This window comes from Natronorubrum texcoconense (assembly GCF_900100335.1).
GTDB lineage: Archaea > Halobacteriota > Halobacteria > Halobacteriales > Natrialbaceae > Natronorubrum > Natronorubrum texcoconense.
This window is the reverse complement of record NZ_FNFE01000010.1, coordinates 15,831-39,071: the sequence shown is the minus strand read 5'-3', so window position 1 is coordinate 39,071 and position 23,241 is coordinate 15,831. Positions and strand designations below refer to the sequence as shown.

Genomic DNA, 23,241 nt, shown 5'->3' with positions numbered 1-23,241 from the left:
AGATTTTCATCCAAGATGACTTGTATCCCGAAGCCCCGACTCAGTTGGAGCCGTCGTGTATCAGTAATAGCGGCTGAATCGGCGTCGAAACCGCGTGTCGTAGCGAGACGCAGTTAGTAGCCGTAGTCGGACGAGACGAACTGCTCGGCTCGCGAGTGCTCGGCGCGCTGTTGGGCGATCCAGCGCCGAAGGTCGGCCGCGAGCAAGGCGGGACTCTCGAGGCGGAAAAACCGCGCCGAGATGCCCATCCCGGTCGGCGACCGTATCATCGCGATCAGGGCCCACATCGTCCCCGCCGCGAGCGAGCCGGCGGCGGAGAAGGTCATGCCGAGGGTGAAGAACGTCGCCCCGTAGACGAATCCGATTCCCATCGACGGCAGGCTCGTGCCGAGCGGGACGCGGGCCGTCGCGTCGCGCAGCGTCGGCGCGAGAAAGACGATCGAAAGGCCGCTGCCGATCATGAAGATTAGGTCTTGCCACATCATGGAACTAGTTACTCGACGTCGAGTTAATAACGTTCTCGGTCTCGAAATCGGTTCTGCGGCAGTATATTCGCTGTGTGCGACCAGTTCGACGATCGACCAGTTGATTCGAATGCGACGGAAGCCGGCGTCTCGAACGGTCGGTCCGGAGGGTGCTGTCTCCGACGCGCCGGACAGATCCCGTGCCCACGGTCTGATCGTTCGGCGCGTCTGGTGGGCGTCCGTTACAGTACCAACTGAACCTGTTTACACACCAATCGCACGGCTGTCGTGCGATTGGGTGTGCACCGACTGTCAGTGGCTACTTATTCCTCGAGGAGACCGCTTTGCTCGAGGACGCGGCGACCGGACTGGACGAGCTGGTGCTGGTGTCGGCGACCGGTCTGGTTGTAGAGGTCGCCGTCGCGTTTGACGATGTCCCCGTCGACGAGGACGGTATCGACGTTCTCGACGCCGGACTGGAAGACGATCGTTTCGACCGGGTTGTGCGATGGCACCGTGTTGATGTCGTCCGTTCGAATCATGGCGATATCCGCGCGTTTTCCGGGCGTTAGCGAGCCGACCTCGTCTTCGAGGCCGAGTGCGCGTGCGCCCTCGATCGTCGCGAACTCGAGGGCGTCGTGGGCGGTGAGCGAGAGCTCCACGACCTGTTCGCCGGCCTCGACGGTCGGCTGGTTGTCGAGTGCGCGCTGGGTCTGGAGCGCGGTTCGGGTCTGGGTGAACATGTCGCCGCTGACGTTCGAGACGATGTCGACGCCGATCGAGGGAATCGCGCCGCCCTCGAGCGTTTCTCGGAGCGGCGGCATCCCCATTCCCATCTGCATCTCGACTTCCGGCGTGATCGAGACGGAGCCGCCGGAGTCGCCGATGCGTTCGAACTCCTCGTCAGTCAAGCGGTTGCCGTGGACGTAGTTCAGATCGTCGCCCAGGAGGTCGAGTTCCGCGAGCGTTTCGACGCCGCCCGGACCGAGCGAGCCGATGTGCATCGAGGCCGGGATGTCGAGTTCGCGCGCGAGTTCGATGTCGTGGGTGACGACCTCGTCGCTCGAGTAGTCGGGGCCGCGAATCCCCATCGCGAGCGTGAGCAGGTCGTCCTCGTCGCTGTCGGCGAATCGCTCGTCGTGTACTCGACGGATATCGTCCGGGTGGGGCTCCGTGCTCTCGTCCCACCACGTCTCGTTGTCGTCGCCGGGCGTTCCGTGGGCGAAGACGGCGCGGATGCCCGCGTCCTCGAGTCCGTCGATCGCTCGGTTCGTGTGGCCGGGCGAGTTGGCGACGTGGAACCAGTCCATCACCGTCGTCGTCCCCGCGTTCAGTTGCTCGAGTGCGCCGAAGAGGTTGCCCAGGTAGACGTCGTTGGGCGTGTAGTGGCTGCTGATCTCGCCGAGCATCGTCTCGAGATACTCCATGAACGACCAGTCGCCGGCGACGCCGCGGACGCCCGCCTGCCAGGTGTGGTGGTGAGCGTTGACGAAGCCGGGGAAGACGATGGCGTTGCTCGCGTCGATAGTCTCCGCGTTCGGAGCCTGAACGTCGTGCCCGATCTCCTCGATTCGGCCGTCTTCAACCAGCAGATCCGCGTTCTCGAGAATGCCGTACTCCTCGTCGACGGTGACGATCGTGCCGTTTTCGATCAGGAGGCGTCCGTTCTCGAGGCCGCCGTGGCCCGGTCCCTGTCCACGGCCGCGTCCGCGACCGGGCTTGCCCTCGTGTGCGCTGCCGAGACCGACGAAGGAAAGCGCTGCCAGTGCGCCGCCGCTGAGTCCGAGGTAGTTCCGGCGCGAGACGCTCGAGTCGGTTCCGTTGTCGTCTGCGTTCATCACCCGATTGTACCGTCCGATCGGAGTTGGAATTTCGTTCGGTATATTCCAACTCGTGGCGGGTTCGTGACAGACCCCTCGAGCGACCGAATTCTATCCGGTCCGACGACCGAAACGATTATGTGAAAAATACAACTCATTTACATGTGTCGACGATGACCGCGTACGCTGCCCGCTCGTCTCCCGTTCGATTCGCACTCGAGGCGCTCGCCCTCGCTGTCCTCTCTGCCGTATTGCTGCTCGGCGGAACGCAGTCCGGAGTCGTCGTACCGACGTTCACGTGGGTGACGCCAGTCCTCGTGATCGCAGGCATCGGCTCGGGCGTGCTGTTCTGGAGAAATTCAACTGACAGTGGACGCGGTTTCTTTCACCCTCGGTTGTCGGGCTACTCGCTCGTGGCAGGACTGCTTGGTGTCGTTGTTGGTGGCGCGCTCTGGATTGCGTTCGTCCCACCCGCGTACGGCGCTGATCTGGTCTACGGCGTGCTGGCGCTTGCCTGGACGGTGTTTGTCCTCTCGAGTAGTGAGTAGCTGATTCTGTCAAACCAGTACTCAGTGACAGTTTTCAGACGTAGTGCGAATACAGAGCACGCTTGCACAGGTGGTTGTCCGGATTGCAATCTTTTAATCGATCAGTACAGGTGAAGGACTGTGCGCTCACCGCGAGCGAACGAAGTGAGCGAGCGGGCCGACGACCGACCTGTAGGGGAGGGAGGAGTGCTTTTCATCAACGTTTTGCCGAGCGACCGAGCGGCAGCGAGGGAGCGCAGAGCAAAAGGTTGGCTGAATTAGTGTCCAATCTCACCGATCAATCGCCGGCCGTCAGCTGCATCGCCTGCACGATCGGGTCGCCCGTCTCGCTCGAGACGAACGTCGTCGCGAGCCAGGATTCGGCCTGAGTCAGTCGGTACTGCAGCGTCGAGGTCGGAATCGCCTCGATCTCGGCGATCTCCTGAATCGAGTGGCGTCGCGGACTGTCGTAGTAGCCGTACTCGACGGCCAACTCGAGGGCCTCGCGCTGTTTGTAGGGCAACTCCGCCTGCGTTGCACTCTCGTCTGGCCACTCGCGTGCGCCGCTGACGCGTTCGAACTCGAGGCTGAGCCCTTCGCGCAGGTTGCCCTCGAGTTCGTCGTAGATGGGACGAACGGCGGCGTCGTCTTCGGCGAGAATGCGCCACTTGTACTCGTGACCGTGCTGTTCGGCCCGACAGAGGACGCCGTCCTCGAGGTGTGTTGCGGCGAGGTAGGGGACCGATCGGCAGCCGTTGCCCTCCGATTGTCGGGAGTAGATGAGCCGACGTGTAGGCCGCTCGGCGAGGGTTTCGTAGGTCCAGTCGATCGGACAGCCGCCCATCCCGCGCACGCTCGAGCAGCGGGTGAGATTCGCCAATCGGTCATCGTAGACGGAAAGCGCGTCGTGCGGCCCCGTCACCTCGTCGAGTCGCCACATCGTCTCCGCGGTCGCGTGACACGAAACGGTCCGCGCGTAGAGTCCCGGATGGTCGATAAAGGCGTCCATCAGGTGGTCCGCACCCCGATCGTAGGTGATCGTAAAAGCGAATTCGCGCATACGAATCCCAACGTGGTACGGCGGTATCAACGTCCCGTTGGCATATCCCAACTGCCCACCTCGCTGCGCCACGTCGTTGTCGCGCTCGCGTTAGCAGTAGATAGTAGCGCGATTTCTTTATTTTGAATCGAACCTGAAACTGAATCGGGGCGTTTGGTCACTACACATGCGTATCTATCGTTCCAAATATTTTAGTAATCTGTCTCATAGTCTCTCTCATGTTTCCCGAAACCATCGAAACGGACTCTCTCACCCTGAACCCATTGCGCGAGGAGTATGTAGATGTATTCGACTTGTATGACCTCTTTGGGGAGGAAAGTGACGGTGTTGCAGACGTATTTGAGTACGTTCCCCAGGAGCCGTACGCGTCGGTGAAGGAAGCCCGCGACCAATTGATCAAGGCAGAAACCGCGTGGGAGGAGGCCGAGACCGCACAATATGCTGTATATACTTCCGACAATAACCTCGCTGGCTACGCCGTGCTATCAATCGAGTGGGAACGTCAAACGGGAAATATTGGGTTCATTCTCGCCAAGCCGTACTGGGGACAGGGGTATGCAGGCGAGTGTGCAACGGCACTAACTGAACTCGCATTCGACCAACTTGACCTCGAACTGGTGGCTATTGGCTATGAGGAAGGAAATGAGCGGTCGAAGCGGGCCGTCGAGAAGTTCATCAATACCGTTGGAGGGCAATACGATGGTGTCCTACGAAATTGGACGCCAATCGGTGACGAAATCGCAGACCATCACCGCTACACCGTCACTCAAGGACAGTATCAGCAAACAAGACACGATAAGTAGACGCTCTATACAGTCCGCGAATTCACAGCCGATTCTGAATAAACAAACCGTATTATCAACTACTGTTAGCGCTCCTCGAGCACGCCGTCCGCGACCAGTTCGTCGCGGGCCTCGGCCATCGAGGTGACCACGACGTCGCAGTGGGGTTCGACGGCCGGTTTCGGCTCGAAGCCGATCGCGAGGCCCGCAACCTTCAGCATCGGCAGGTCGTTCGCGCCGTCGCCGATCGCGACGCAGTCGTCGAGGCCGGCGCCGACGTCGCTCGCGAGGTTCTCGAGCGCGGTGTCTTTAGTCCCCTCGATCAGCGAGCCCGTTACGTCGCCGGTTAGTTCCGTTTCCGCGTCGTTCATCGGCAGATGGTTCGAGACGATGTGGTCGACCGAGACGCCCTCGCGCTCGAGTGCGGTTGCGACGCCGCGTTCAAACCCGCCCGTCAGAATCGCGGTCGTGACGCCGGCCTCGTTCAGTTCGGCGATCAGGTCCGCCGCGCCCTCACGGAGTTCGACCTCGTCGAAGGCGGCCTGGGCGTCGTCAGCGGGAAGGCCCTCGAGCAGGGCCGCGCGCTTGCGCAGGCTTTCGGCGTAGTCGATCTCATCGTTCATCGAGGCCTCGGTGATTTCGGCCATGTCGTCGGCGACCCCGCACCGGTCGCCGAGCAGTACGGTCATCTCGGAGTCGGAAAGCGTCCCGTCGAAGTCGAAAGCGACGACTGTCATCGTCCGCCGGTTGTGCGGCCCCGGATAAACCAGTTCAGGTTTCGTCGCGCACGCGATCCGTTACGAGTGGATACCGACGATGCAGCAGCTTCGAGACCCACAGAGTATTTACTGTCTCGACTATTCCTCACTGCTGTGTCAAATCCGGACGAGTGGGCGGGGGACCGGTCCGGATCGAGTGGCGACGGGACCGTTGATTCGTTGCCGGACCCCCTCGCGACGCACGACGAGGGCTCTTTTTTCCGTCAGTTAGTGGCAAACACCACTGAGGGGGTGCTCACGATCGCCGAGGATCACACGATCGTGTTCGCGAACCCGGCGATCGAAGACGTTCTCGGCTACGCGCCCGAGGAACTCGTCGGCAAGTCGAAGCTGACCGTGATTCCGGAGCGACTCCAGCAGGCCCACGTCGCCGGACTAGAGGCGTACATCCGAACCGGCGACAAACACATCGACTGGGACGGCGTCGAACTCCCGGCGGTACACAAGGACGGACACGAGGTCCCTGTGTCGATCAGCCTCTGGGAGCATCCACGAAGCGAGGATCCGCGGCTGTTCACCGGGCTCTTCCGGGACATCTCCGAACGGAAACTTCGGGAACGGCGGTTCGAGGCCGTCTTCAACAACACCTACCAGTTCACCGGCTTGCTCGACCGCGAGGGAACGCTGCTCGAGGTCAACGAGACGACGCTCTCCGCGACCGGACTCGAGCGCGACGACCTCGTGGGAACGCCGCTTTGGGACTCGTTCTGGTTTCGGTCGACCGACCGGGCGCGCCGTATCGCCCGTGACGGTGTCGAGTGCGCCAGGGAGGGGGAGTTCTTTCGGGAGGAGGTTCGCGTCCAGGGGGGCGACCGAACGGCAATCATCGACTTCTCCGTCCGTCCGGTGACGGACCATCGCGGCGAGATCCGCTGGCTGCTCCCCGAGGGCCGGGATATCACCGGTCACAGAACCCGGGAACAACACTTACACGTCCTCCACCGGCTGCTTCGGCACAACCTCCGCAACGATCTCAACGTCATCAGCGGCTACGCGGAGATGCTCGCGTCGGACGTCGACGACGACGAATTCCGGACGTACGCGGCCGAGATCGCTGCGACCGCCGCCGAACTGATCGACACGACCGAGACCGCCAAGAAGCTAGCCGACTCGACGCTCGAGCGCCACACGCGACAGTATCCCGTCGCCCTGCAACCGGTGCTGTCCGCGGTCGTCGACGAACTCCGTGACACCTACCCCGAGAGCACGATCGTCCGCCCCGACGACGGCGACCTGCTGGTTACCGCCGACGAGCGGCTGGCGACCGTGTTTCGCGAGGTCATCGAGAACGCGATCGAACACGCCGATCAGCGACACCCGGTCGCGAAACTCGGCGTCACCGCCGACGCCGAGACGGTCGACGTTTCCGTTACCGACGACGGTCCCGGAATTCCCGAAACGGAACAGACCGGTATCTTCAACGAGGAGCCGGTGACTCAGACCGACCACGGCAGCGGGCTGGGTCTGTGGCTCGCCGAGTTGATCCTCGACGATTACGGCGGCTCGCTAGCGTACGACTCCCGTTCGGCGAACGGGAGTCGCGTGACGATCTCGCTGCCGCGGCAGAACACGTTGGAGAACTGAACCGATTCGTCGACTCGCCGTCCCGTGATCCAGCTTTCGGCGGCTCGAGGAGCACTCCGAACGCGTCGTCCGGGCGGCGCTGATCGCGGGCTACCTCCGTTAGTGACCACCGGGATCCGATCGACGGAGACCGAGCGCCGCCTCGGCCCGGTCGCCGACCCCGAACGGCTGGTCGACGTCTTCGAACTCCCGGTCGCGACGACCGATCTCGAGCCGGTTAACCGTCCGCTCGCGGCCGGTGCCGTCCTCCTCGCCATCGGTATCGTTCTCTTGGCTGCCGCGTTTCTCGTCGCGCCCGGCGTCTCCATGGACGCTCGTCTCGACGCGCTGGTGTACGCGCCGTTTCTCATGCTCGTGCCGGCGGGGCTGTGGAAGCTGGCATGTCGGTAGCCGGATCGTCGGACCGTCGTAAGCCAGGACGGCCAGGACCTCGCTCGAGGGACGGATCGAGCGGATCGCGTGTGGGGGACCGACGGGAGAAGGCCGTGGCAACTACTGACGCACCTCGAATCGGCCGTGAGCCCACTGCGGACAATTTTTGCCACGCTTCCCAACAACGGAAGGGTTTACCTGCTCCACACGATTGTCTCGCGCATGAAGGTTCTCGTCACGGATCCGATCGCTGATGCGGGTCTGGACGTACTCAGAGATGCCGGCCACGAGGTCGAGACAGGCTACGAACTCGAGGGTGCGGCCCTCCTCGAGGCGGTGTCGGACGCCCACGGACTGATCGTCCGCTCGGGCACCGAAGTCACCGACGAGGTCCTCGAGGCGGCCGAGGAACTCGTCATCGTCGGCCGCGCCGGCATCGGCGTCGACAACATCGATATCGAGGCTGCGACGGACGAAGGCGTTATCGTCGCCAACGCTCCCGAGGGGAACGTTCGCGCGGCTTCCGAACACACCGTCGCGATGACGTTCGCGGCCGCGCGCTCGATCCCGCAGGCCCACATCCGCCTGAAGAACGGCGAGTGGGCGAAAAGCGAGTATCTCGGCGCCGAACTCGACACGAAGACGCTCGGCGTCGTCGGCCTCGGCCGCGTCGGCCAGGAGGTCGCCAAGAAACTCGACTCGCTGGGCATGGACATCGTCGCCTTCGATCCCTACATCTCCGAGGAGCGCGCCGACCGTCTCGGCGCCGAACTCGTCGACTTCGAACCGTGCCTCGAGCGCGCCGACTTCCTGACGATCCACACGCCGCTGACCCCCGAGACGGAGGGGATGATCGGCGAGGACGAACTCGACTTGCTCGAGGGCGGCTACATCGTCAACGTCGGCCGCGGCGGCATCATTCAGGAGGACGCTCTCGCAGCGAAAGTCGAGGACGGCACGCTCGCCGGCGCGGCGCTGGACGTTTTCGCCGAGGAACCGCTCTCGGCGGACTCGCCGCTGCTCGAGCACGAGGACATCATCGTCACGCCCCACCTCGGCGCGTCGACCGAGGCCGCCCAGGAGAACGTCGCGACCTCGACGGCCGAGCAGGTCAGCGCCGCACTCGTCGGGGACCCCGTCGCGAACGCGCTCAACGCGCCGTCGATCGACGAAGCCGCGTTCCCCCGCCTCGAGCCGTACATCGATATCGCCGAGACGGCCGGCAAGGTCGCCGCCCAACTCCTCGAGGGCCGCATCGAGGACATCGAAATCTCCTACGAGGGCGACATCGCCGACGAGGACGTCGAGTTCGTCACCGCCAGCGCCCTGAAAGGCGTCTTCGAACCGCTCGAGTGGCAGGTCAACGCCGTCAACGCACCGCAGATCGCGAAGGACCGCGGCGTCGACGTGACGGAATCGAAAACGCGGCAGGCCGCGGACTTCCAGAGCCTGATCTCGGTGACCGTCGGCAACGACGACGACGAGGTCTCGGTCGACGGTACCCTCTTCGCGGGCGACGACCCGCGAATTGTCCGCGTCGACGGCTACCGCGTCGACGCCATCCCCCACGGAAAGATGGTCGTCACGCGCAACACCGACGAACCCGGCGTCATCGGCCTCATCGGCTCCGTGATGGGCAAACACGACGTCAACATCGCCGGCATGTTCAACGCCCGCGAGACCATCGGCGGCGAGGCGCTGACGGTGTACAACGTCGACAGTCAGGTCCCCGACGAAGCGAAGGAGGAACTCGAGGAAGACGACCGGATCATCGGCATCAACTACATCACGCTGAACGGACAGGCGTAGGAACGGTTCGGTCGCTGTCGATTCCGTAACGGGCCGAGCGATGTCTTATCTCCGAGAGTGAATTTCTGCCACAATAATGTATGTCGGGCGTGACGATGCGACCGAATGCTCGGCTCGATCCCACTCCCCGCCGCCGAAACGGTCGAACTCGTCGTCGTTTTTGCACTCGTCACGGTCGTCCTCTTGCTGCTCATTCCGTTCGTCGGACGGATGGTCGGGTATCTGTTTACCGCAATCGCGGTCGTCTACCTGTTCCGCCGCGTGACCGATGTGTAATCGATACACGGCGAGCGATGGCTGTCCACGGAATCGAGCGCGTATCGTCTCGGTATTCGCGACGGAGGCCTCGCGGTCACCGTTTCGCGTCGGGCTTCGCGGGCAGCGTCTGGAGACAGTTCCGGCAGTAGGTGTAGTAGTGATCGTTCGTCGTTCCGCAGGCGCGGCATCTGACCGGCTGATCGATCTGCGTGTTGGAACCCATCGCCGACGCTCCGGTCTCGAGGCCAATATCGGGTGCGCTGACGTTTGCAAGCCCGAACGGGACGCACCGGTCTCGAGACTGCGACCGTCCGCTGGGCTCTCGACAGGTCCGATCCACAGCACGCGAGGTTATCCCCATCGGGAGCGTAGTTCTCGGAGAGGCGAACCCAATGTCACTCGCATCCCACCCATCCGAACCCCGATCGACTCCGAGTTCCACCGCCGACGCAGCGGAGGGTCGGTGGATGCTGCGCAAGGGGCTCGGTCTCGCCGTCATCTCGATCTTCGGCCTGCTCCTGTTGACGATCGGGCTCGAGGTGCTGTCCGGGCTGATCGTCGTGCCGTCGGATGCCGGGCCGCTCGCTCTCGGACTCTGGCTCGTCGCGTTGGCGCTCGTCGTGATCCTGTTCGCGCTGCCGTCCGAGGACGACGACCGGAGCGAGAAGCGACAGGCGAACTGACGATTTTTCGAACCCGTCCGCGACTCGAGACGGTCGCGTTCCAACCCGGCGAGGATGTCGATGAGCCGAGGGCGACGGCCGAGACGTGACACGGTGACAAAAGACCTATCGGCCTCCCAAACCATCCCTCGTCTATGGACGACGACGTTGCGGTCGACTTCGGCGAGGACGGACTCGTCCCCGCCGTCGCACAGGACGCCGAGACGGGCGAGGTGCTGATGCTGGCCTACGTCTCCCCCGAGGCGCTCGAGCGCACGCGTGAGACCGGGATGGCCCACTACTACTCCCGGAGCCGTGACGAGTTGTGGCAGAAGGGGAAGACGAGCGGCCACACCCAGGCCGTCGACGAGGTCCGCGTCGACTGCGACGCCGACACGTTGCTCTACCTGGTCGACCAGGAGGGCGGCGCCTGCCACACCGGCCACCGGTCGTGCTTCTACCGCACGGTCGAGGGCGAGAACGTCGGCGAACGAGTGTTCGATCCCGACGCCGTCTACGACGACTAATCGCCCATGAGCGAACGCGTCCACCACTCCGGCGCGGATGCGAGCCCAGACGAACAGACGCCGCTCGAGGCGCTCGAGGCGGCCCGCGAACGCTTCGAGCGGGCCGAAGCGCGAATCGAGGACCACGGCGGCGAGGCCGTCACCGACGCGGCCGAGGCGTATCGGGACGCGACGGATCTCCTCGAGAACTACGTCGATCGGGCGACGGGTACCGGCCGAGAGAACTTCCAGGCCTACGTCCAGTTAGAGGGGAAGTTCGACTCGCTGGTCACGAGTCTCCCCGACGATCTGAAGGGCCGAGAGGCGTTCGAGGCGGCCCTCGACGCGATCGACAAGCGGCGACTCAGCGAGTCGGATTTCGAGCGGGCACACGACGCCTTAGAGCCGGCGGCCCAGTACGCCGACCTGCTCGAAGAACGCGAGGCCGCCCGCGAGGCGATCGACGACGCGCGGACGGCGGCCGGGAAACGCTACCGACGACTCGACGACGAGATCGCGGATCACGAGCGACTGCTCGAACTCGCGAACGCGGATCTCGAGGCACCAGTCGAGGAGCTTCGCGAGCCGATCGAGAGCTACAACGAGGCGATCGACGCGGCGTTTCAGGCGTTCCGACTCGAGGCGTCGGCCCGCGACGTGTTCGCCCTGCTCGATCGGAGTCGCTGGTACCCCTTCGTCGACTACCAGCAGCCGCCGGACGATCTGGCGGCCTACGTTCGAGACGATCCGGCCGGCGAGTACACGATCCCCGAACTGCTCGAGTACGCGAACTACTCGCACTCGAAACTCGACCACTACGTCGCGAGCGCGGACGAACTCAAGCGGCGGGTCGCGACCCAGCAGACGTTCCTCGACGGGATCGACGCCGAGCCGCTGACGATCGAGTGGCCGCCGGACGAGGCGGGGGTCCTCCGGCGACGGACGCGCGAAATGCGCCCGTTCGTCGCCCGCGTCGCGGACGAGGAGTGCGTCGCGAACCTCCGCTCGATCCGTCGACTCACGACCGATCCCGCGTTCGATTACGACCGGCTGCAGACGGCGGCCCAGGCGGTCGCCCAGCTCAGCCCGGCCGAACGCGAGCGGCTGGCCGACGGCCGCGTCGCGGACGAACTCGAGGCCCTGCGCACTGAACGGGAACGGCTCGAAGCGACGCTCGAGATCGACGATCCCGTCTAGGGACGAACTCGAGACGATCGTCGCGAAGCTGTTTGGGACGTTCCGGACCGCGGTAGCGAAGACGAGCGAGGCTTTTTCTTTCCCTGCCGTCTGTACTATACATGACCGAACGTCGGGATCAGCAACTCCAGGAGAGCGAGCAGCAGTTCCGCTCGCTCGTCGACGCTGTCGAGGAGTACGCGATTTTCATGCTCGATCCCGAGGGCTACGTCGTCACGTGGAACGAGGGGGCCAGACAGATCAAAGGCTACGAGCGCGAGGAGATTCTGGGCGAACACTTCTCGCGGTTCTACACCGACGCGGATCGGGACGCGGGAGTTCCAGCGAGGAACCTCGACGCCGCTGCCGACTCGGGGTCGACCGAAGACGAGGGGTGGCGCCGCAGAAAAGACGGGACGGAGTTCTGGGCGAACGTCCGCATCACCACTGTCAGAGACGACGACGGATCGCTCCAGGGCTACGCGAAGGTCACGCGGGATATGACCGACCGTCGCGAACGCGAACGGAAACTCCAGCGCGAACGCAACCTGACGGATCGGATCCTCGAGACCAGTCCCGTCGGCATTCAGGTGCTCGACACCGACGGCGAGATCACTCGGATGAACGAACGGCTCAGAGAGATTCTCGACGTCTCACAGGAGACGGCCGCCACGTACGAGCCGTCGGACAGCGTCGTCTACGACGAAGCCGGAACCCGACTCTCGGTCGACGACTACCCGTTCGCACAGACGCTGGCAACGGGCGAACCGGTCTCCGATCGCGTGCTTCGAATCGAACGGCCCGGCGGCGACGACCGGTGGCTCTCGACGAGCACCGCGCCGTTGCGATCCGAGGACGGCGAGATCGACCGCGTCGTCGCCTCCGCCGAGGACGTCACCGATCTCAAAGAGCGCGAACGCCGACTCGAGCGCCGCACGGACGAGCTTTCGGCGGAGTTGAGCGAAGTGTACGGTCGGATCACGGACGGACTCATCGCGCTCGACGAGGACTGGATATTCACCCACGTCAACGATCGAGGGGAAGAGATTCTCGGGATCGAACGGGCGAATCTCCTCGGCGAGACGCTCTGGGACGTCTTCCCGGAGCTGATCGGATCGCCGTTCGAAACGTGTTACCGTGAGGCGATGGAGAGCCAGGAGTCGACCTCCATCACGGAGTACTATCCGGCGCTCGACACCTGGTTCAAAGACTACGTCTACCCCTCCGAAACGGGGCTTTCGATCTACTTCCGCGACGTCTCAGAGCAGAAGGTGCGCGAGCGAGAGCGCGACCGCTACGAGACCCTCGTCGAGACGATCGACGACGGCGTGTACGCGCTCGACGCGGACCGGACGTTCACGCTGGTCAACGACGGCTTCCTCGCGATGACCGGCTTCTCCCGAGACCGGCTGCTCGGCGCGCACGCGTCCGTCGTCTTCGGCGACGAGTTCGACGCGGTCGAAGTGGAACGATCGACTACGGACGAGACCGACGCGAACCCGACCTTCGAAGAAACGATCCGAACGGCGACGGGCGAGGAACTCACGGTCGAGAGCCGATTCGCCCTTCTCGAGGACGAAGACGTTCGCGTCGGCGTCACCCGCGACATCACCGAGCGCAAGGAGCGCGAACGGATTCTCGAGGAGTCCGAACAGCGCTATCGGACGTTGGTCGACTACTTCCCCGGCGGTCTCGTGACCCTGTTCGACCACGATCTCCGGTACACGTTGGCTGCGGGACAGGGGTTCGATCGTATCCCCGTCGAACCCGACGATATCGAGGGGAAAACCGTCGTAGACGCCTGGCCCGACGACACCGCCGACGCGCTCGAGCCGATCTTTCGGGCCGCACTCGAGGGAGAGGAAGCCGCGGCCGAGATGGAGTACGCGGACCGCGAGTGGCGCGTGCGAGCGATTCCGATCACGGACGAGCGGGGCGACGTCTTTGCCGGAATGACGATGTCGCAGGATATCACGGAACAGAAAGCCTACGAGCGCTACCTCGAGGACGCGAAAGCCCAGCTCGAGGCGGCGACCGAGGCCGGCGCAGTCGGCACCTGGGAGTGGCAGATTCAGACGGATCGGTTCGTCACCGGCGCGTCGTTCGCCCGCACGTTCGGCCTCGATCCCGACGCCGCTCGGGAGGGCGTTCCCCTCGAGCGGATCATCTCGTCGGTCCACGAGGCGGATCGCGAGCGCGTCGAAACGGCGATCACCGACGCCGTCGCCTCCTGTGGCGAGTACGAGGAGGAGTACCGCGTCTGGAACGCCGACGGGAAACTCCGGTGGGTCGTCGCTCGCGGCTACGTCGAGACCGACGAGACGGGAACTCCCGAGACGTTCCCCGGCGCGATCACGGATATTACGGACCGAAAACGCGCCGAAATTGCCCTCGAGAAGAGCCAGAAACAGCTCCAGACGCTGTTCGAACTCCTCCCCGTCGGCGTCGTGGTCGCGAACGCCGACGGCCAACTCGTCGAGGCTAACGACGCTGCCAAGGAGATCTGGGGCGGAGACGTCTTCGATGCGGCGTCGGTCGAGGAGTACGAGCAGTACACCGCACGGTGGGCCGAGACGGGTGAGTCGGTCGAACCCGGGGAGTGGACGATGTCTCGCGTCCTCGAGGGAGAGGTCGTCACGGATCCTGATATCTTCGAGATCGAGGCCGCCGACGGCGAGGAACGGATCGTCATGATCCACGGGATGCCGGTCCGCGACGCGAACGGCGAGATCAGTCGCGGTGTCGTCACCCAGACGGAGATCACCGAACGCCGGGAGTACCAGCGAAAACTCGAGGAGACGGTCTCGAAACTCGAGACGTCGAACGAACGGCTCGAACAGTTCGCCTACGCCGCCAGCCACGACCTCCAGGAACCGTTACGGATGGTCTCGAGCTACCTCCAGCTCGTCGAGCGCCGGTACGGCGACGACCTCGACGACGACGGCGAGGAGTTTCTCGCCTTCGCGATCGACGGCGCCGACCGGATGCGCGAGATGATCGACGGCCTACTCGCCTACTCACGCGTCGATACGCAGGGCGATCCGCTCGAGCCGATCGACCTCGAGACCGTCGTCGCGGACGCACTCGAGGACCTCCAGCTGCGGATCGACGAGGAACGCGCCGAGATCACGGTCGAGTCGCTGCCGCGAGTTCGTGGCGACGCCAACCAGCTTCGGCAGGTGTTCCAGAACCTCCTCTCGAACGCGCTCGAGTACAGCGACGACGAGCCGCGGGTCCGAATCGAGAGCGAACGCAACGGAGGGATGTGGACCGTTTCGGTCAGCGACGACGGGATCGGCATGGATCCCGCGGAGACCCACCGCATCTTCGAGGTGTTCCAGCGCTTGCACAGTCGCGACGAACACCCGGGAACGGGGATCGGACTGGCGCTCTGTCAGCGAATCCTCGAGCGCCACGGCGGGGAGATCCGAGTCGACTCGACGCCCGGCGAGGGCTCGACGTTCTCCGTGTCGCTACCGGCGGTGGATCGCCGGTTCGAGTGACGGCTACGCTCGTTCGAGGCCCCAAAGCGGGTTCCGGGCTCTCATCGGTTACTCTGGATCGGAATCGATCGGCGCGGCTGACTGTCCGAAAAGTAGTCCTAAGTTGACACCACTCTGTTAATGTACAGCGATATCCTATCGGGTGGCGATGAGTTACTGGAACCGCCTCTTCACCGTACTGGGCGTCCTCATTCTCGCTAGTGCAGGCGGGTCGATACTGTATACGCTCGTCATCAACGGGGACCGGCCGGAAGTGGCTCTGTTGGAGGTCGTCATCGACGCGGTTCTGATCGGGTTCCCTGGAGCCGTGATGGTGTACGTCGGCGTCTGGTTGCCGACCACGACGATTCCGCCCGAACTCTATTCTCGGATCGCCGCGTGGACCGCCGGCGGCGTCGCCGCGATAACGCTCGCCGTCGGCCTGCGTGAACTCCACCCCGGTATCGACCTCGATCTGACGGTCGGGACGCACCTGATCCTGCTGTCGATCGGGTCGGTCACCGGACTCCTGGCCGGCGTTCAGAACGCACGCACCCTCACGCAGGCGAAAGCGCTCGAGCGAAAAAACGCCGAACTGGAGCAGAAGTACGAACTCGAGCGACAGAACGAGCGACTGCGGCAGACGGAACAGCGTCTCGAGGAGGCGGTCTCGGAGCTCGAATCCTCGAACGAGCGCTTAGAGGAGTTCGCGTACGCCGTTTCCCACGACTTACAGGAGCCGCTTCGCATGGTGACGAGCTACCTCGAACTCCTCGAGCGCCGGTACGGTGACGACCTCGACGAGGACGCCGAGGAGTTCATCGAGTATGCCGTCGACGGCGCCGACCGGATGCGTGCGATGATCGACGGCCTGCTCGAGTACTCGCGGGTCGAAACGGAGGGCGAGCAGTTCGAACCCGTCGACCTCGACGCTGTACTCGACGACGTCTGCACCGATTTGCAGTTCAAAATCGAGGAGCACGACGCCGAACTCACCCGCGAACCGTTACCCACCGTCGACGGCGACGAGAATCAGTTGCGACAGGTGTTCCAGAATCTCCTCTCGAACGCGATCGACTACAGCGGCGACGAACCGCCGCGAATTCACGTTTCGGCCGAACCGTCGCGAGAGGACGGTACGGCCCCGGGGACCGCGGGGACGGAGTGGACGATCGCCGTCCGCGACGAGGGAGTCGGTATCGACCCCGACGATCGTGACCGCATCTTCAACATCTTTCAACGGCTCCACTCGATCGACGAACAGAGCGGCTCGGGTATCGGGCTGGCGGTGTGCAAGCGGATCGTCGAGCGCCACGGCGTCCGAGCGAACAGTGTGAGACCGGACTCGACGGACGAACGAAGTGAGTCCGTCGGCGGCGAGATCTGGGTGGAGTCCGAACCGGGCGTGGGATCGACGTTTCGCTTCACGCTGCCCGAGGAGAACCAGGAGTCGAAGAACCGACAGCCGGGTGAAGGGGCGGTCGATAGTCTCCGCCGTCCCGATTGAACCGACTGGGTGCATCGTCGATCTCGGGGCGGCGCGACCCGCATCGATAGTTCGACTCAGCCGTTGACGACCACCGTGTCGGTGTATGTGTATTGCTGCCCGTCGATCGTCGCAACGACCGTGATGTCGTACGTTCCGGCTTCCTCGTACGTGTGACGGACGTAGTGTCCGGAGCCCGTGGTTCCGTCGCCGAACTCCCAGTCGACGCTCCAGACGTTCCCGACGATTTCGAAGATGTACTCGCCGTCGTCGAGCCACGCTTCTTGTCGAATATCGTAGACGTCCTCTGCGGGCGGTTTGTCGTCGCCTTCTTCCGGTTCGTCACTGACGAGCAGCGTCTCGGTGACCGTCTGCGTTTCGCCGTTAACTGTTGCGGTGAGTGTGATGTCGTACGTCCCGGCTTCCTCGTACGTGTGGCGGATATAGTGTCCGGAGCCCGTGGTCCCGTCGCCGAACTCCCAGTCGGCGCTCGAGACGCCGTCTCCAACGATTTCGAAGATGAACTCCCGGTCGTCGAGCCAGTGTTCGTGACTGATCTCGAACAGACCGTTGCCGGGTTCTGGAGGGGGCCCTTGCCCTGGACAGTCCCGTTCGATTTCGTACGATTCGGTCACCTGCTCGATACTGATCCGATCACCGGTCGCCGAGTGGACGGTGACGTCGACGGTCGTCTCACCCGCACCGGTGCCGGGTTCACACGTAACGGCGTACGTGGTCTGGGACCCGGGTGAGAGTTCGGTCGCGAATCCGTCTGCTTCTACGAGTCCCGATTCGCCGAACTCGACGTCGACCTCGAGTGCGAGGCTCTCGTCGACGTTGTTGGTAATGGTGAGAATTCCACTCGGATCGTTTTGGTCGACGACTACCACCTCCTCCTGCTGTATCGACAGCATCGCTGCGGACGAGTCGGCCGTCGATACGTCGATACCGCGATCCGAACTGACCGTCGTGAACCCGAATGTCGGTCCCGCGAGCACGACCGCTCCCAGAACGATCAGTACAACTCCTGCCGTTCGCGTCGTCGACCTCACCGCTGGCGACGTCCCTCACGAGGATGGATGCCCGTTCTCGTGGTCATCTACGTAGAGTGTAGCCGTCGAGACCGAATATACTTACTGGTGAGACTGTCTCACCCAACGACTCCACAAGCTCCGTCGAGCAGCCGGGACGATGACTGAAGGCGACGGCCGTCCTACGACCAGTATGACCAGACACCTGCTCGTTCCGATGGACGACTCCGAACGGGCTCGAGCGGCCCTCGAACACGCCGTCTCGCTCTTCCCGGACGACGAGGTGACGGTGCTCCACGTGGTCGACGACCTCGAGGCGGGCTACGGAGGCGGTCGGCCACCGGTGACGACCGGGGGCGAGAAGCGCGTGGACGACGAGGACCCTGACTTCTTCGAGGACGTGCGCTCGATCGCGGCCGCACACGACAGAACGGTCGAGACGACCGTTATCGAGGGAACCTCGGCCGACGCGATCCTCGAGTACGCCCGCGAGCACGACGTCGATCAGATCGTGATGGGGAGTCAGGGCCGATCGGGCGTCTCACGAATGCTGCTCGGCAGCATCGCGGAGGCGGTGACACGACAGTCGTCGGTGCCGGTGACGATCGTGCCGTAGCCGTCGGTCCGAATAGCACGGTCGTCCAGATGCGATCCAAACCCGGCTCGAGAAGTTGACAGCCGTCGAATCACCGGGGTTTTTCGTGCGAGAAACGTAGGGACGGCTATGGACGATCGAGTGGGGACGACGCTGCACACCGGCCTCCTCATCTCGACGACGGCCGCGATGGCGTGGCTGTCCGGTCTCCCGCTGCTCTTTCCGAGTCTCGGCCCGTCCGCGTTCGTGCTTGCACTGTTTCAGGACAGCGACGCGACCGCTCCGCGACGGGTGATCGGCGGCCACGCGATCGGTGTCGCGGCCGGCCTCTTCGCGTACCACCTGTTCGGGGCCAGCGTCACCATGACGACCGTCGCCGATCCCGGAACGTTCGAGGGCCTTCGACTCGCTGCGAGTAGCGTGCTGGCGACGATGCTGACCGTGGCCGGCATGCTCTTCACCGATACGCGCCATCCACCGGCGTGTGCGACGACGCTGATCGTCTCGCTCGGGCTGCTGTCGACGCTCCTCGAGGGGGCGTTGATCGTCGTTACCGTCGTGGTGCTCGTCGCCGCCCACCAGCTCCTGCTCGCGACGGAGCGAGTCGGAGCCCGGTACGAGGAGCAGTTTCGGTCGTGACGACTCGAGTCGGTCTGATTCTCCCGAACTGCGAGCGCCATCGTCGGTCAGTCTTCACCATCAGTTTCGACGGAGAACGGACAGGCGTCGCGATCGGTCGAAATCGAGCGATTAGGCGTCGGTTTTCGCGTCGGCGAGCGTTTCGTACATCTCTTCTGCCAGTTCGTTCGCGCGATCGCTGTCGCGGGCTTCGGCGTAGATCCGAACGAGCGGTTCGGTGCCCGAGGGTCGTGCGAGCACCCACGCGTCGCCGTGATCCAGTCGGTAGCCGTCGCGCGTGTTGAGTTCGGCGTCGGAGGCCTGGGCGTGGTTCGCCGCGGCGTCGATCATCGCGTCGCGCTCGGCCGTCGACTCGTACTCGATGTTGTAGCGGACGTTCGCGTAGTCGTCGTAGGGCGCGACGATCTCGCTGACGGGTCGCTCGGCGACGAGTTCGAGGAACCGGGCCGCGGTGAACGCCCCGTCCCGGGAGAGCCGGAAGGCGGGGAAGAAGATCCCGCCGTTGCCCTCGCCCGCGATCGGGACGCGCTTGCCCTTCTCCTCGAGTTCCTCGATCCGGGTGATGATGTTCGTCGAGCCGATGGGCGTCAGCTCGAGATCGGCACCGACGTCGTTGACGACGTCGACCAGCCGCTGGGAGACGTTGACCGCGGAGACGGTCGTATCGCCGGCCTCGAGTTCGGCCGCCGCGAGCGCGGCGAGCGTGGCGTCGCCCGAAACGTACTCGCCGTTCTCGTCGAAGAAGATGGCGCGATCGGCGTCGCCGTCGTGAGCGATGCCGACGTCGGCGTCGGTGGCCCGGACGAGTTGGCCGAGGTCCTCTAAGTTGTCGGGCACCGGTTCGGGATCGCGGCCGGGGAAGTGGCCGTCCGGCTGGCCGTTGACGGTGACGACGCGGCAGCCGAGTTCGCGGAAGAACTCGGGGCTCGTGAGAGTCCCGGAGCCGTGACCGGGATCCAGCGCGACCGTCAACTCGGCGTCGGCGATAGTCTCCCGGTCGGAGGCGGCGAGCAGTTCCTCGACGTACTCTCGAGTGATCCCCTCGATCTCGCGAACGCGGCCTGTCTCGTCCCAGGGAGCGACGGTGGCCGACTCGGCGAGCAACACCTGTTCGATGTCCTCTAAGTCCGAGACGACGAGTTCGATCCCGTCGCGGCCGACGAGTTTGACGCCGTTGTACTGCGGCGGGTTGTGTGAAGCCGTGATCACGATGACGGGGACCCCCTCCCGTTCGGCGTAAAACTGTGCGCCCGGCGTCGGTAGCACCCCGAGGCGATCGACGTCCGTTCCCGTGCTGGCGAGTCCGCTCGCGGCCGCGTCGGCCAGCATCCGCCCGGTGTAGCGCGTGTCCCGCGCGATAGCAACCCGCTCGGCTCCCCAGGCCGTCCCCGCCGCTTTCGCGACGCGGAGGACGAACGCGGGCGTCAGCTCCTCGTTGGCGACGCCGCGTGTCCCGCTCGATCCGAATACTTGCATGGGTCCTAGTCGGGGCGGACTCCCCAAAGGGATTCCGAAGCAGACAGAACGCTTTCGGCGCGCGGCCACGACCGTCCACGTATGGATGCTATCGAGGAGAAACGCGTCTACGGCGGCCGCGAGGGGGCGCTCGAGGTCTACGTGGCGAGTGCCATCGGCGTCGTTCGCGTCCGCGTCGCCGGCGACACCGTCGGCGAGTTCGGGCTCTGTGACCGCACTCCCGCTCGCGACATCGCCGCGACCGGCGAGACCGTTGCTATCGCGACCGACGAGGACGTGCAGGTGCTCGGGCTCGAGCGCGGGGATCGGGAGGCCCGCGCAGCGGAAGCCGATGCGAACGAGTCCGAGGAGACGTTCGTCGACACCGGCTTCGGCCCCGCCGTCGCCGTCGGCACCCACGGTTCGGACCTGATCGCCGCCAGTCCCGACGGTGACGTGGCGCGGCTGTCGGGCGGGGCCGACGCGAACTCGGACCCCCGCGAGTGGGAGTTCCTCGAGCACAACGGCGTCGCGACGGTTCGCGCGATCGACGGCGACCTCGTCGGCACCGACAGCGGCGTCTACCGCGTCCACGAGGGTGAACTCGATCACGCCGGCCTCTCGGACGTTCGGGACGTCTCCGCGGCTGGCGTCCCGCTCGCTGCGACCGCCGACGGCCTCTACAAACTCGGGAACGGCTGGATGGAGGCGCTCGAGGGATCGTTCGAGACCGTCGCGGCGGATCCGCACACCGATCCGGGTCGTCTCACGCGCGCTCACGCCGTCTCGGGAGACGCCGTCTACGCCTACGGCGCCGACGCGGAGACGTGGCGGGAGTACGATCGCTCTCGGAGATCGATCGTCGGTATCGGCTACGGGGAGACGGTCTACGCCGTCACGGAACGGGGAACGTTTCTCTCGGCGACGCCCGACGATAGTGGCGGCCCGTGGCGTTCGCAAACGATCGGTGTCGGGGACGTGACGGGACTCGCCGTTCCTCGAGACGAGTAACGACCCGTCTCGCTCGGAGGCGAACCGCGATCCCCCGCCGGCTTCAGGGTGGTCTCGTTCCCAACTCTCGTTCTCGACGAACGGATCGTCTGACGGAGATTTAACTATCTTCGATACTTTCCCCTTCCAATATGAGTGGGATATCACGCCGCCGATTACTGGGCGCGACCGGGGTTGGTCTCGCCGGGGCCATCGCCGGCTGCTCAGGCAGCGCCGATGACGAGAACGGGGACGACGACAGTACTGAAGACGAGGAGACGCCCGAGGAGGAAGAGACCGACAGCTCGACCGACTCCTCGGATTCGGTTTCCGGGGCGATCATCGTCGACAACCTCTCGGATAGCGACCAGCAGATCGACCTGCTGGTCCAGCTCGACGACGGAATCGCCGTCTGGGAGACGGAGACGATCGAGGCCGGCCGGACCGCCTCGATCGAACGCGACTGGGCGGCCGACGCCGGCCAGTTCCGCGTCACGGCCCGGCTCAACGAGGGCGAACCGGTCGACATCACGCCGTCGAACTGGAACGCTGCCGACTGCCTCAGCATCTTCGTCCGGATCACGGGCGGCGACAGCATGACGTACTCGAGCAACGCCACCGATGGCGACTGCGGCGGCGCCGAGGATCGCGAGGACGACGGCGACAACGGCGAGGACGTCGACACGTAGCACCCCGCTGAGCGTCACTTGGCCGTCTGGTCGGCCGCATCGGTTCCGCCGAGCCGTCTTCCGTTTTCGGTCGCGATGGGAACGCCGCCGAGTTCGAACGCTCGTGCCGCGGGAGAACGAAAACGGGTTTAGCCCCCGTCCTGTCCACTCGAGTATGACCACGATCGTCAGCGGGTCCGCGTCGCAGACGCTGGCCGCTGCCCTCGCACGCGAACTCGAGAAACCGCTCGCCACCGTCGAGTACGACCGCTTTCCGGACGGCGAACTGCTCGCCGGCGTCCCCGACTTCGACGACGACCGCGCTATCGTCGTCGCCTCGACGGTCTCGAGCGACGCCCACCTCGAACTGCTGCAGCTGCAGGACGCCGTCCGCGAGGCCGGCGCCGAGGAGGTCGTCACCGTCCTGCCCTACATGGGCTACGGCCGGCAGGACGCGGCCTTCGAGGCGGGCCACCCCGTCTCCGCGCGGGCGGTCGCCCGCGCCGTCTCGACCGGCACCGATCGCGTGCTTACGGTCAACCCGCACGAGAAAGCGGTCTGTGAGTTCTTCGAGCCCACGGCGACGCCCGTCGACGCGGCCGGCCGACTGGCCGAACCCCTCCCAGCCGATCTCGAGGACCCGGTCTTTCTCTCTCCCGACGCGGGCGCGATCGACCTCGCCGAGACGGTCCGCGACGCCTACGGCGACGGCGAGACGGACTACTTCGAGAAGACTCGCCACTCCGGGACGGAGGTCGAAATCACGCCCAGCGACGTCGACGTGGCCGGCCGCGACGTCGTCGTCACCGACGATATTATCGCGACGGGATCGACGATGAGCGAGGCCGTCGGCGTCCTCCGAAACCGCGGCGTCGGCCGCGTGTTCGTCACCTGCGTCCACCCGCTGCTCGCGCGAAACGCCGTGACGAAGCTCTCTCGAGCGGGGGTCGAGGCGATCTACGGCACCGACACGATCGAGCGGGGGGCGAGTGCGGTCTCGGTCGCGCCGGCGCTCGCGGCGGAGCTGTAATCGGTTCCACCTGACCCACGAACACCCGGAAACCGGTGGTGCATGTCCGTCACGTGGCGACTCACG

Annotated in this window: 23 protein-coding genes; 16 read left to right on the top strand and 7 right to left on the bottom strand. The window is 64.8% G+C overall.

Annotation, left to right across the window (positions count from 1 at the left end):
* Nucleotides 1-113: 113 nt before the first annotated feature.
* Nucleotides 114-485: a hypothetical protein gene (locus tag BLT08_RS21655; RefSeq protein ID WP_090312224.1), complete on the bottom strand. Its 372-nt coding sequence runs from the start codon at nucleotides 483-485 to the stop codon at nucleotides 114-116.
* Between the two features lie 302 nt (nucleotides 486-787).
* A complete protein-coding gene (locus BLT08_RS21650) occupies nucleotides 788-2,302 on the bottom strand; it encodes an amidohydrolase family protein (protein WP_090312223.1) in 1,515 nt (504 codons plus the stop codon).
* Nucleotides 2,303-2,457: 155 nt separating this feature from the next.
* Between BLT08_RS21650 and BLT08_RS21645 the strand changes: the two genes are divergently transcribed.
* On the top strand, nucleotides 2,458-2,832 hold the full coding sequence (locus BLT08_RS21645; RefSeq protein ID WP_090312221.1) for a hypothetical protein: 375 nt from the start codon (nucleotides 2,458-2,460) through the stop codon (nucleotides 2,830-2,832).
* A 277-nt stretch (nucleotides 2,833-3,109) separates the two neighbouring features.
* On the opposite strand, the gene BLT08_RS21640 is transcribed toward BLT08_RS21645, so the two are convergent.
* Nucleotides 3,110-3,871, bottom strand: coding sequence for a helix-turn-helix domain-containing protein (locus tag BLT08_RS21640; RefSeq protein ID WP_090312219.1), 762 nt, complete (start codon nucleotides 3,869-3,871; stop codon nucleotides 3,110-3,112).
* 218 nt (nucleotides 3,872-4,089) lie between these two features.
* Between BLT08_RS21640 and BLT08_RS21635 the strand changes: the two genes are divergently transcribed.
* Nucleotides 4,090-4,674, top strand: coding sequence for a GNAT family N-acetyltransferase (locus BLT08_RS21635; protein WP_090312218.1), 585 nt, complete (start codon nucleotides 4,090-4,092; stop codon nucleotides 4,672-4,674).
* A 65-nt stretch (nucleotides 4,675-4,739) separates the two neighbouring features.
* Here the strand turns inward: BLT08_RS21635 and serB are convergent, their stop codons facing one another.
* Nucleotides 4,740-5,390: a phosphoserine phosphatase SerB gene (serB, locus tag BLT08_RS21630; protein WP_090312216.1), complete on the bottom strand. Its 651-nt coding sequence runs from the start codon at nucleotides 5,388-5,390 to the stop codon at nucleotides 4,740-4,742.
* Nucleotides 5,391-5,525: 135 nt separating this feature from the next.
* Between serB and BLT08_RS21625 the strand changes: the two genes are divergently transcribed.
* The 4 genes from BLT08_RS21625 (at nucleotide 5,526) to BLT08_RS23240 (ending at nucleotide 9,473) form a co-directional block, all read left to right on the top strand.
* Complete coding sequence (locus BLT08_RS21625; RefSeq protein ID WP_090312212.1) at nucleotides 5,526-7,016, top strand: PAS domain S-box protein; 1,491 nt, start codon at nucleotides 5,526-5,528, stop codon at nucleotides 7,014-7,016.
* 102 nt (nucleotides 7,017-7,118) lie between these two features.
* Nucleotides 7,119-7,406 carry a hypothetical protein gene (locus tag BLT08_RS21620; RefSeq protein ID WP_245724311.1) on the top strand — a complete coding sequence of 96 codons (288 nt, stop codon included), beginning with the start codon at nucleotides 7,119-7,121 and terminating at the stop codon, nucleotides 7,404-7,406.
* A gap of 204 nt (nucleotides 7,407-7,610) precedes the next feature.
* Complete coding sequence (gene serA, locus BLT08_RS21615) at nucleotides 7,611-9,197, top strand: phosphoglycerate dehydrogenase (RefSeq protein ID WP_090312210.1); 1,587 nt, start codon at nucleotides 7,611-7,613, stop codon at nucleotides 9,195-9,197.
* A 105-nt stretch (nucleotides 9,198-9,302) separates the two neighbouring features.
* Nucleotides 9,303-9,473 carry a hypothetical protein gene (locus BLT08_RS23240; protein ID WP_175529410.1) on the top strand — a complete coding sequence of 57 codons (171 nt, stop codon included), beginning with the start codon at nucleotides 9,303-9,305 and terminating at the stop codon, nucleotides 9,471-9,473.
* A 76-nt stretch (nucleotides 9,474-9,549) separates the two neighbouring features.
* Here the strand turns inward: BLT08_RS23240 and BLT08_RS23675 are convergent, their stop codons facing one another.
* On the bottom strand, nucleotides 9,550-9,678 hold the full coding sequence (locus BLT08_RS23675) for a DUF7577 domain-containing protein (RefSeq protein ID WP_281245283.1): 129 nt from the start codon (nucleotides 9,676-9,678) through the stop codon (nucleotides 9,550-9,552).
* 169 nt (nucleotides 9,679-9,847) lie between these two features.
* Here BLT08_RS23675 and BLT08_RS21610 point away from each other — a divergent pair, with 169 nt between their 5' ends.
* The 5 genes from BLT08_RS21610 (at nucleotide 9,848) to BLT08_RS21590 (ending at nucleotide 16,788) form a co-directional block, all read left to right on the top strand.
* Nucleotides 9,848-10,138: a hypothetical protein gene (locus tag BLT08_RS21610; protein WP_090312208.1), complete on the top strand. Its 291-nt coding sequence runs from the start codon at nucleotides 9,848-9,850 to the stop codon at nucleotides 10,136-10,138.
* A 134-nt stretch (nucleotides 10,139-10,272) separates the two neighbouring features.
* On the top strand, nucleotides 10,273-10,644 hold the full coding sequence (gene hisI / locus BLT08_RS21605) for a phosphoribosyl-AMP cyclohydrolase (RefSeq protein ID WP_090312206.1): 372 nt from the start codon (nucleotides 10,273-10,275) through the stop codon (nucleotides 10,642-10,644).
* A 6-nt stretch (nucleotides 10,645-10,650) separates the two neighbouring features.
* Nucleotides 10,651-11,820 carry a DUF7118 family protein gene (locus tag BLT08_RS21600; protein WP_090312203.1) on the top strand — a complete coding sequence of 390 codons (1,170 nt, stop codon included), beginning with the start codon at nucleotides 10,651-10,653 and terminating at the stop codon, nucleotides 11,818-11,820.
* Nucleotides 11,821-11,921: 101 nt separating this feature from the next.
* Complete coding sequence (locus tag BLT08_RS21595; protein ID WP_090312201.1) at nucleotides 11,922-15,302, top strand: PAS domain S-box protein; 3,381 nt, start codon at nucleotides 11,922-11,924, stop codon at nucleotides 15,300-15,302.
* Nucleotides 15,303-15,450: 148 nt separating this feature from the next.
* Nucleotides 15,451-16,788, top strand: a complete 1,338-nt coding sequence (locus BLT08_RS21590) for a sensor histidine kinase (protein ID WP_090312199.1) — start codon at nucleotides 15,451-15,453, stop codon at nucleotides 16,786-16,788.
* A 56-nt stretch (nucleotides 16,789-16,844) separates the two neighbouring features.
* Here BLT08_RS21590 and BLT08_RS21585 read toward each other — a convergent pair whose 3' ends face one another.
* Nucleotides 16,845-17,681, bottom strand: a complete 837-nt coding sequence (locus BLT08_RS21585; RefSeq protein ID WP_139171348.1) for a PKD domain-containing protein — start codon at nucleotides 17,679-17,681, stop codon at nucleotides 16,845-16,847.
* A gap of 310 nt (nucleotides 17,682-17,991) precedes the next feature.
* Between BLT08_RS21585 and BLT08_RS21580 the strand changes: the two genes are divergently transcribed.
* Both BLT08_RS21580 and BLT08_RS21575 read left to right on the top strand, forming a co-directional pair.
* Nucleotides 17,992-18,414 (top strand): universal stress protein, encoded by a 423-nt coding sequence (locus BLT08_RS21580; protein ID WP_090312195.1) that lies wholly within the window; start codon nucleotides 17,992-17,994, stop codon nucleotides 18,412-18,414.
* A gap of 108 nt (nucleotides 18,415-18,522) precedes the next feature.
* Nucleotides 18,523-19,032, top strand: coding sequence for an HPP family protein (locus BLT08_RS21575; RefSeq protein ID WP_090312194.1), 510 nt, complete (start codon nucleotides 18,523-18,525; stop codon nucleotides 19,030-19,032).
* A gap of 111 nt (nucleotides 19,033-19,143) precedes the next feature.
* Here BLT08_RS21575 and glmM read toward each other — a convergent pair whose 3' ends face one another.
* Nucleotides 19,144-20,508 carry a phosphoglucosamine mutase gene (gene glmM, locus BLT08_RS21570; protein WP_090312193.1) on the bottom strand — a complete coding sequence of 455 codons (1,365 nt, stop codon included), beginning with the start codon at nucleotides 20,506-20,508 and terminating at the stop codon, nucleotides 19,144-19,146.
* Between the two features lie 81 nt (nucleotides 20,509-20,589).
* Between glmM and BLT08_RS21565 the strand changes: the two genes are divergently transcribed.
* The 3 genes from BLT08_RS21565 to BLT08_RS21555 all read left to right on the top strand — a co-directional run bounded on the left by BLT08_RS21565 (nucleotide 20,590) and on the right by BLT08_RS21555 (nucleotide 23,175).
* Nucleotides 20,590-21,498 carry an HVO_0234 family beta-propeller protein gene (locus tag BLT08_RS21565; RefSeq protein WP_090312192.1) on the top strand — a complete coding sequence of 303 codons (909 nt, stop codon included), beginning with the start codon at nucleotides 20,590-20,592 and terminating at the stop codon, nucleotides 21,496-21,498.
* A gap of 131 nt (nucleotides 21,499-21,629) precedes the next feature.
* Entirely contained in the window at nucleotides 21,630-22,166 is a 537-nt protein-coding gene (locus BLT08_RS21560) for a hypothetical protein (RefSeq protein WP_090312191.1), read from the top strand.
* Between the two features lie 154 nt (nucleotides 22,167-22,320).
* The gene (locus BLT08_RS21555) at nucleotides 22,321-23,175 is read left to right on the top strand and encodes a ribose-phosphate diphosphokinase (protein ID WP_090312190.1); all 855 of its coding nucleotides are present in this window, start codon (nucleotides 22,321-22,323) and stop codon (nucleotides 23,173-23,175) included.
* Nucleotides 23,176-23,241 lie beyond the last annotated feature (66 nt).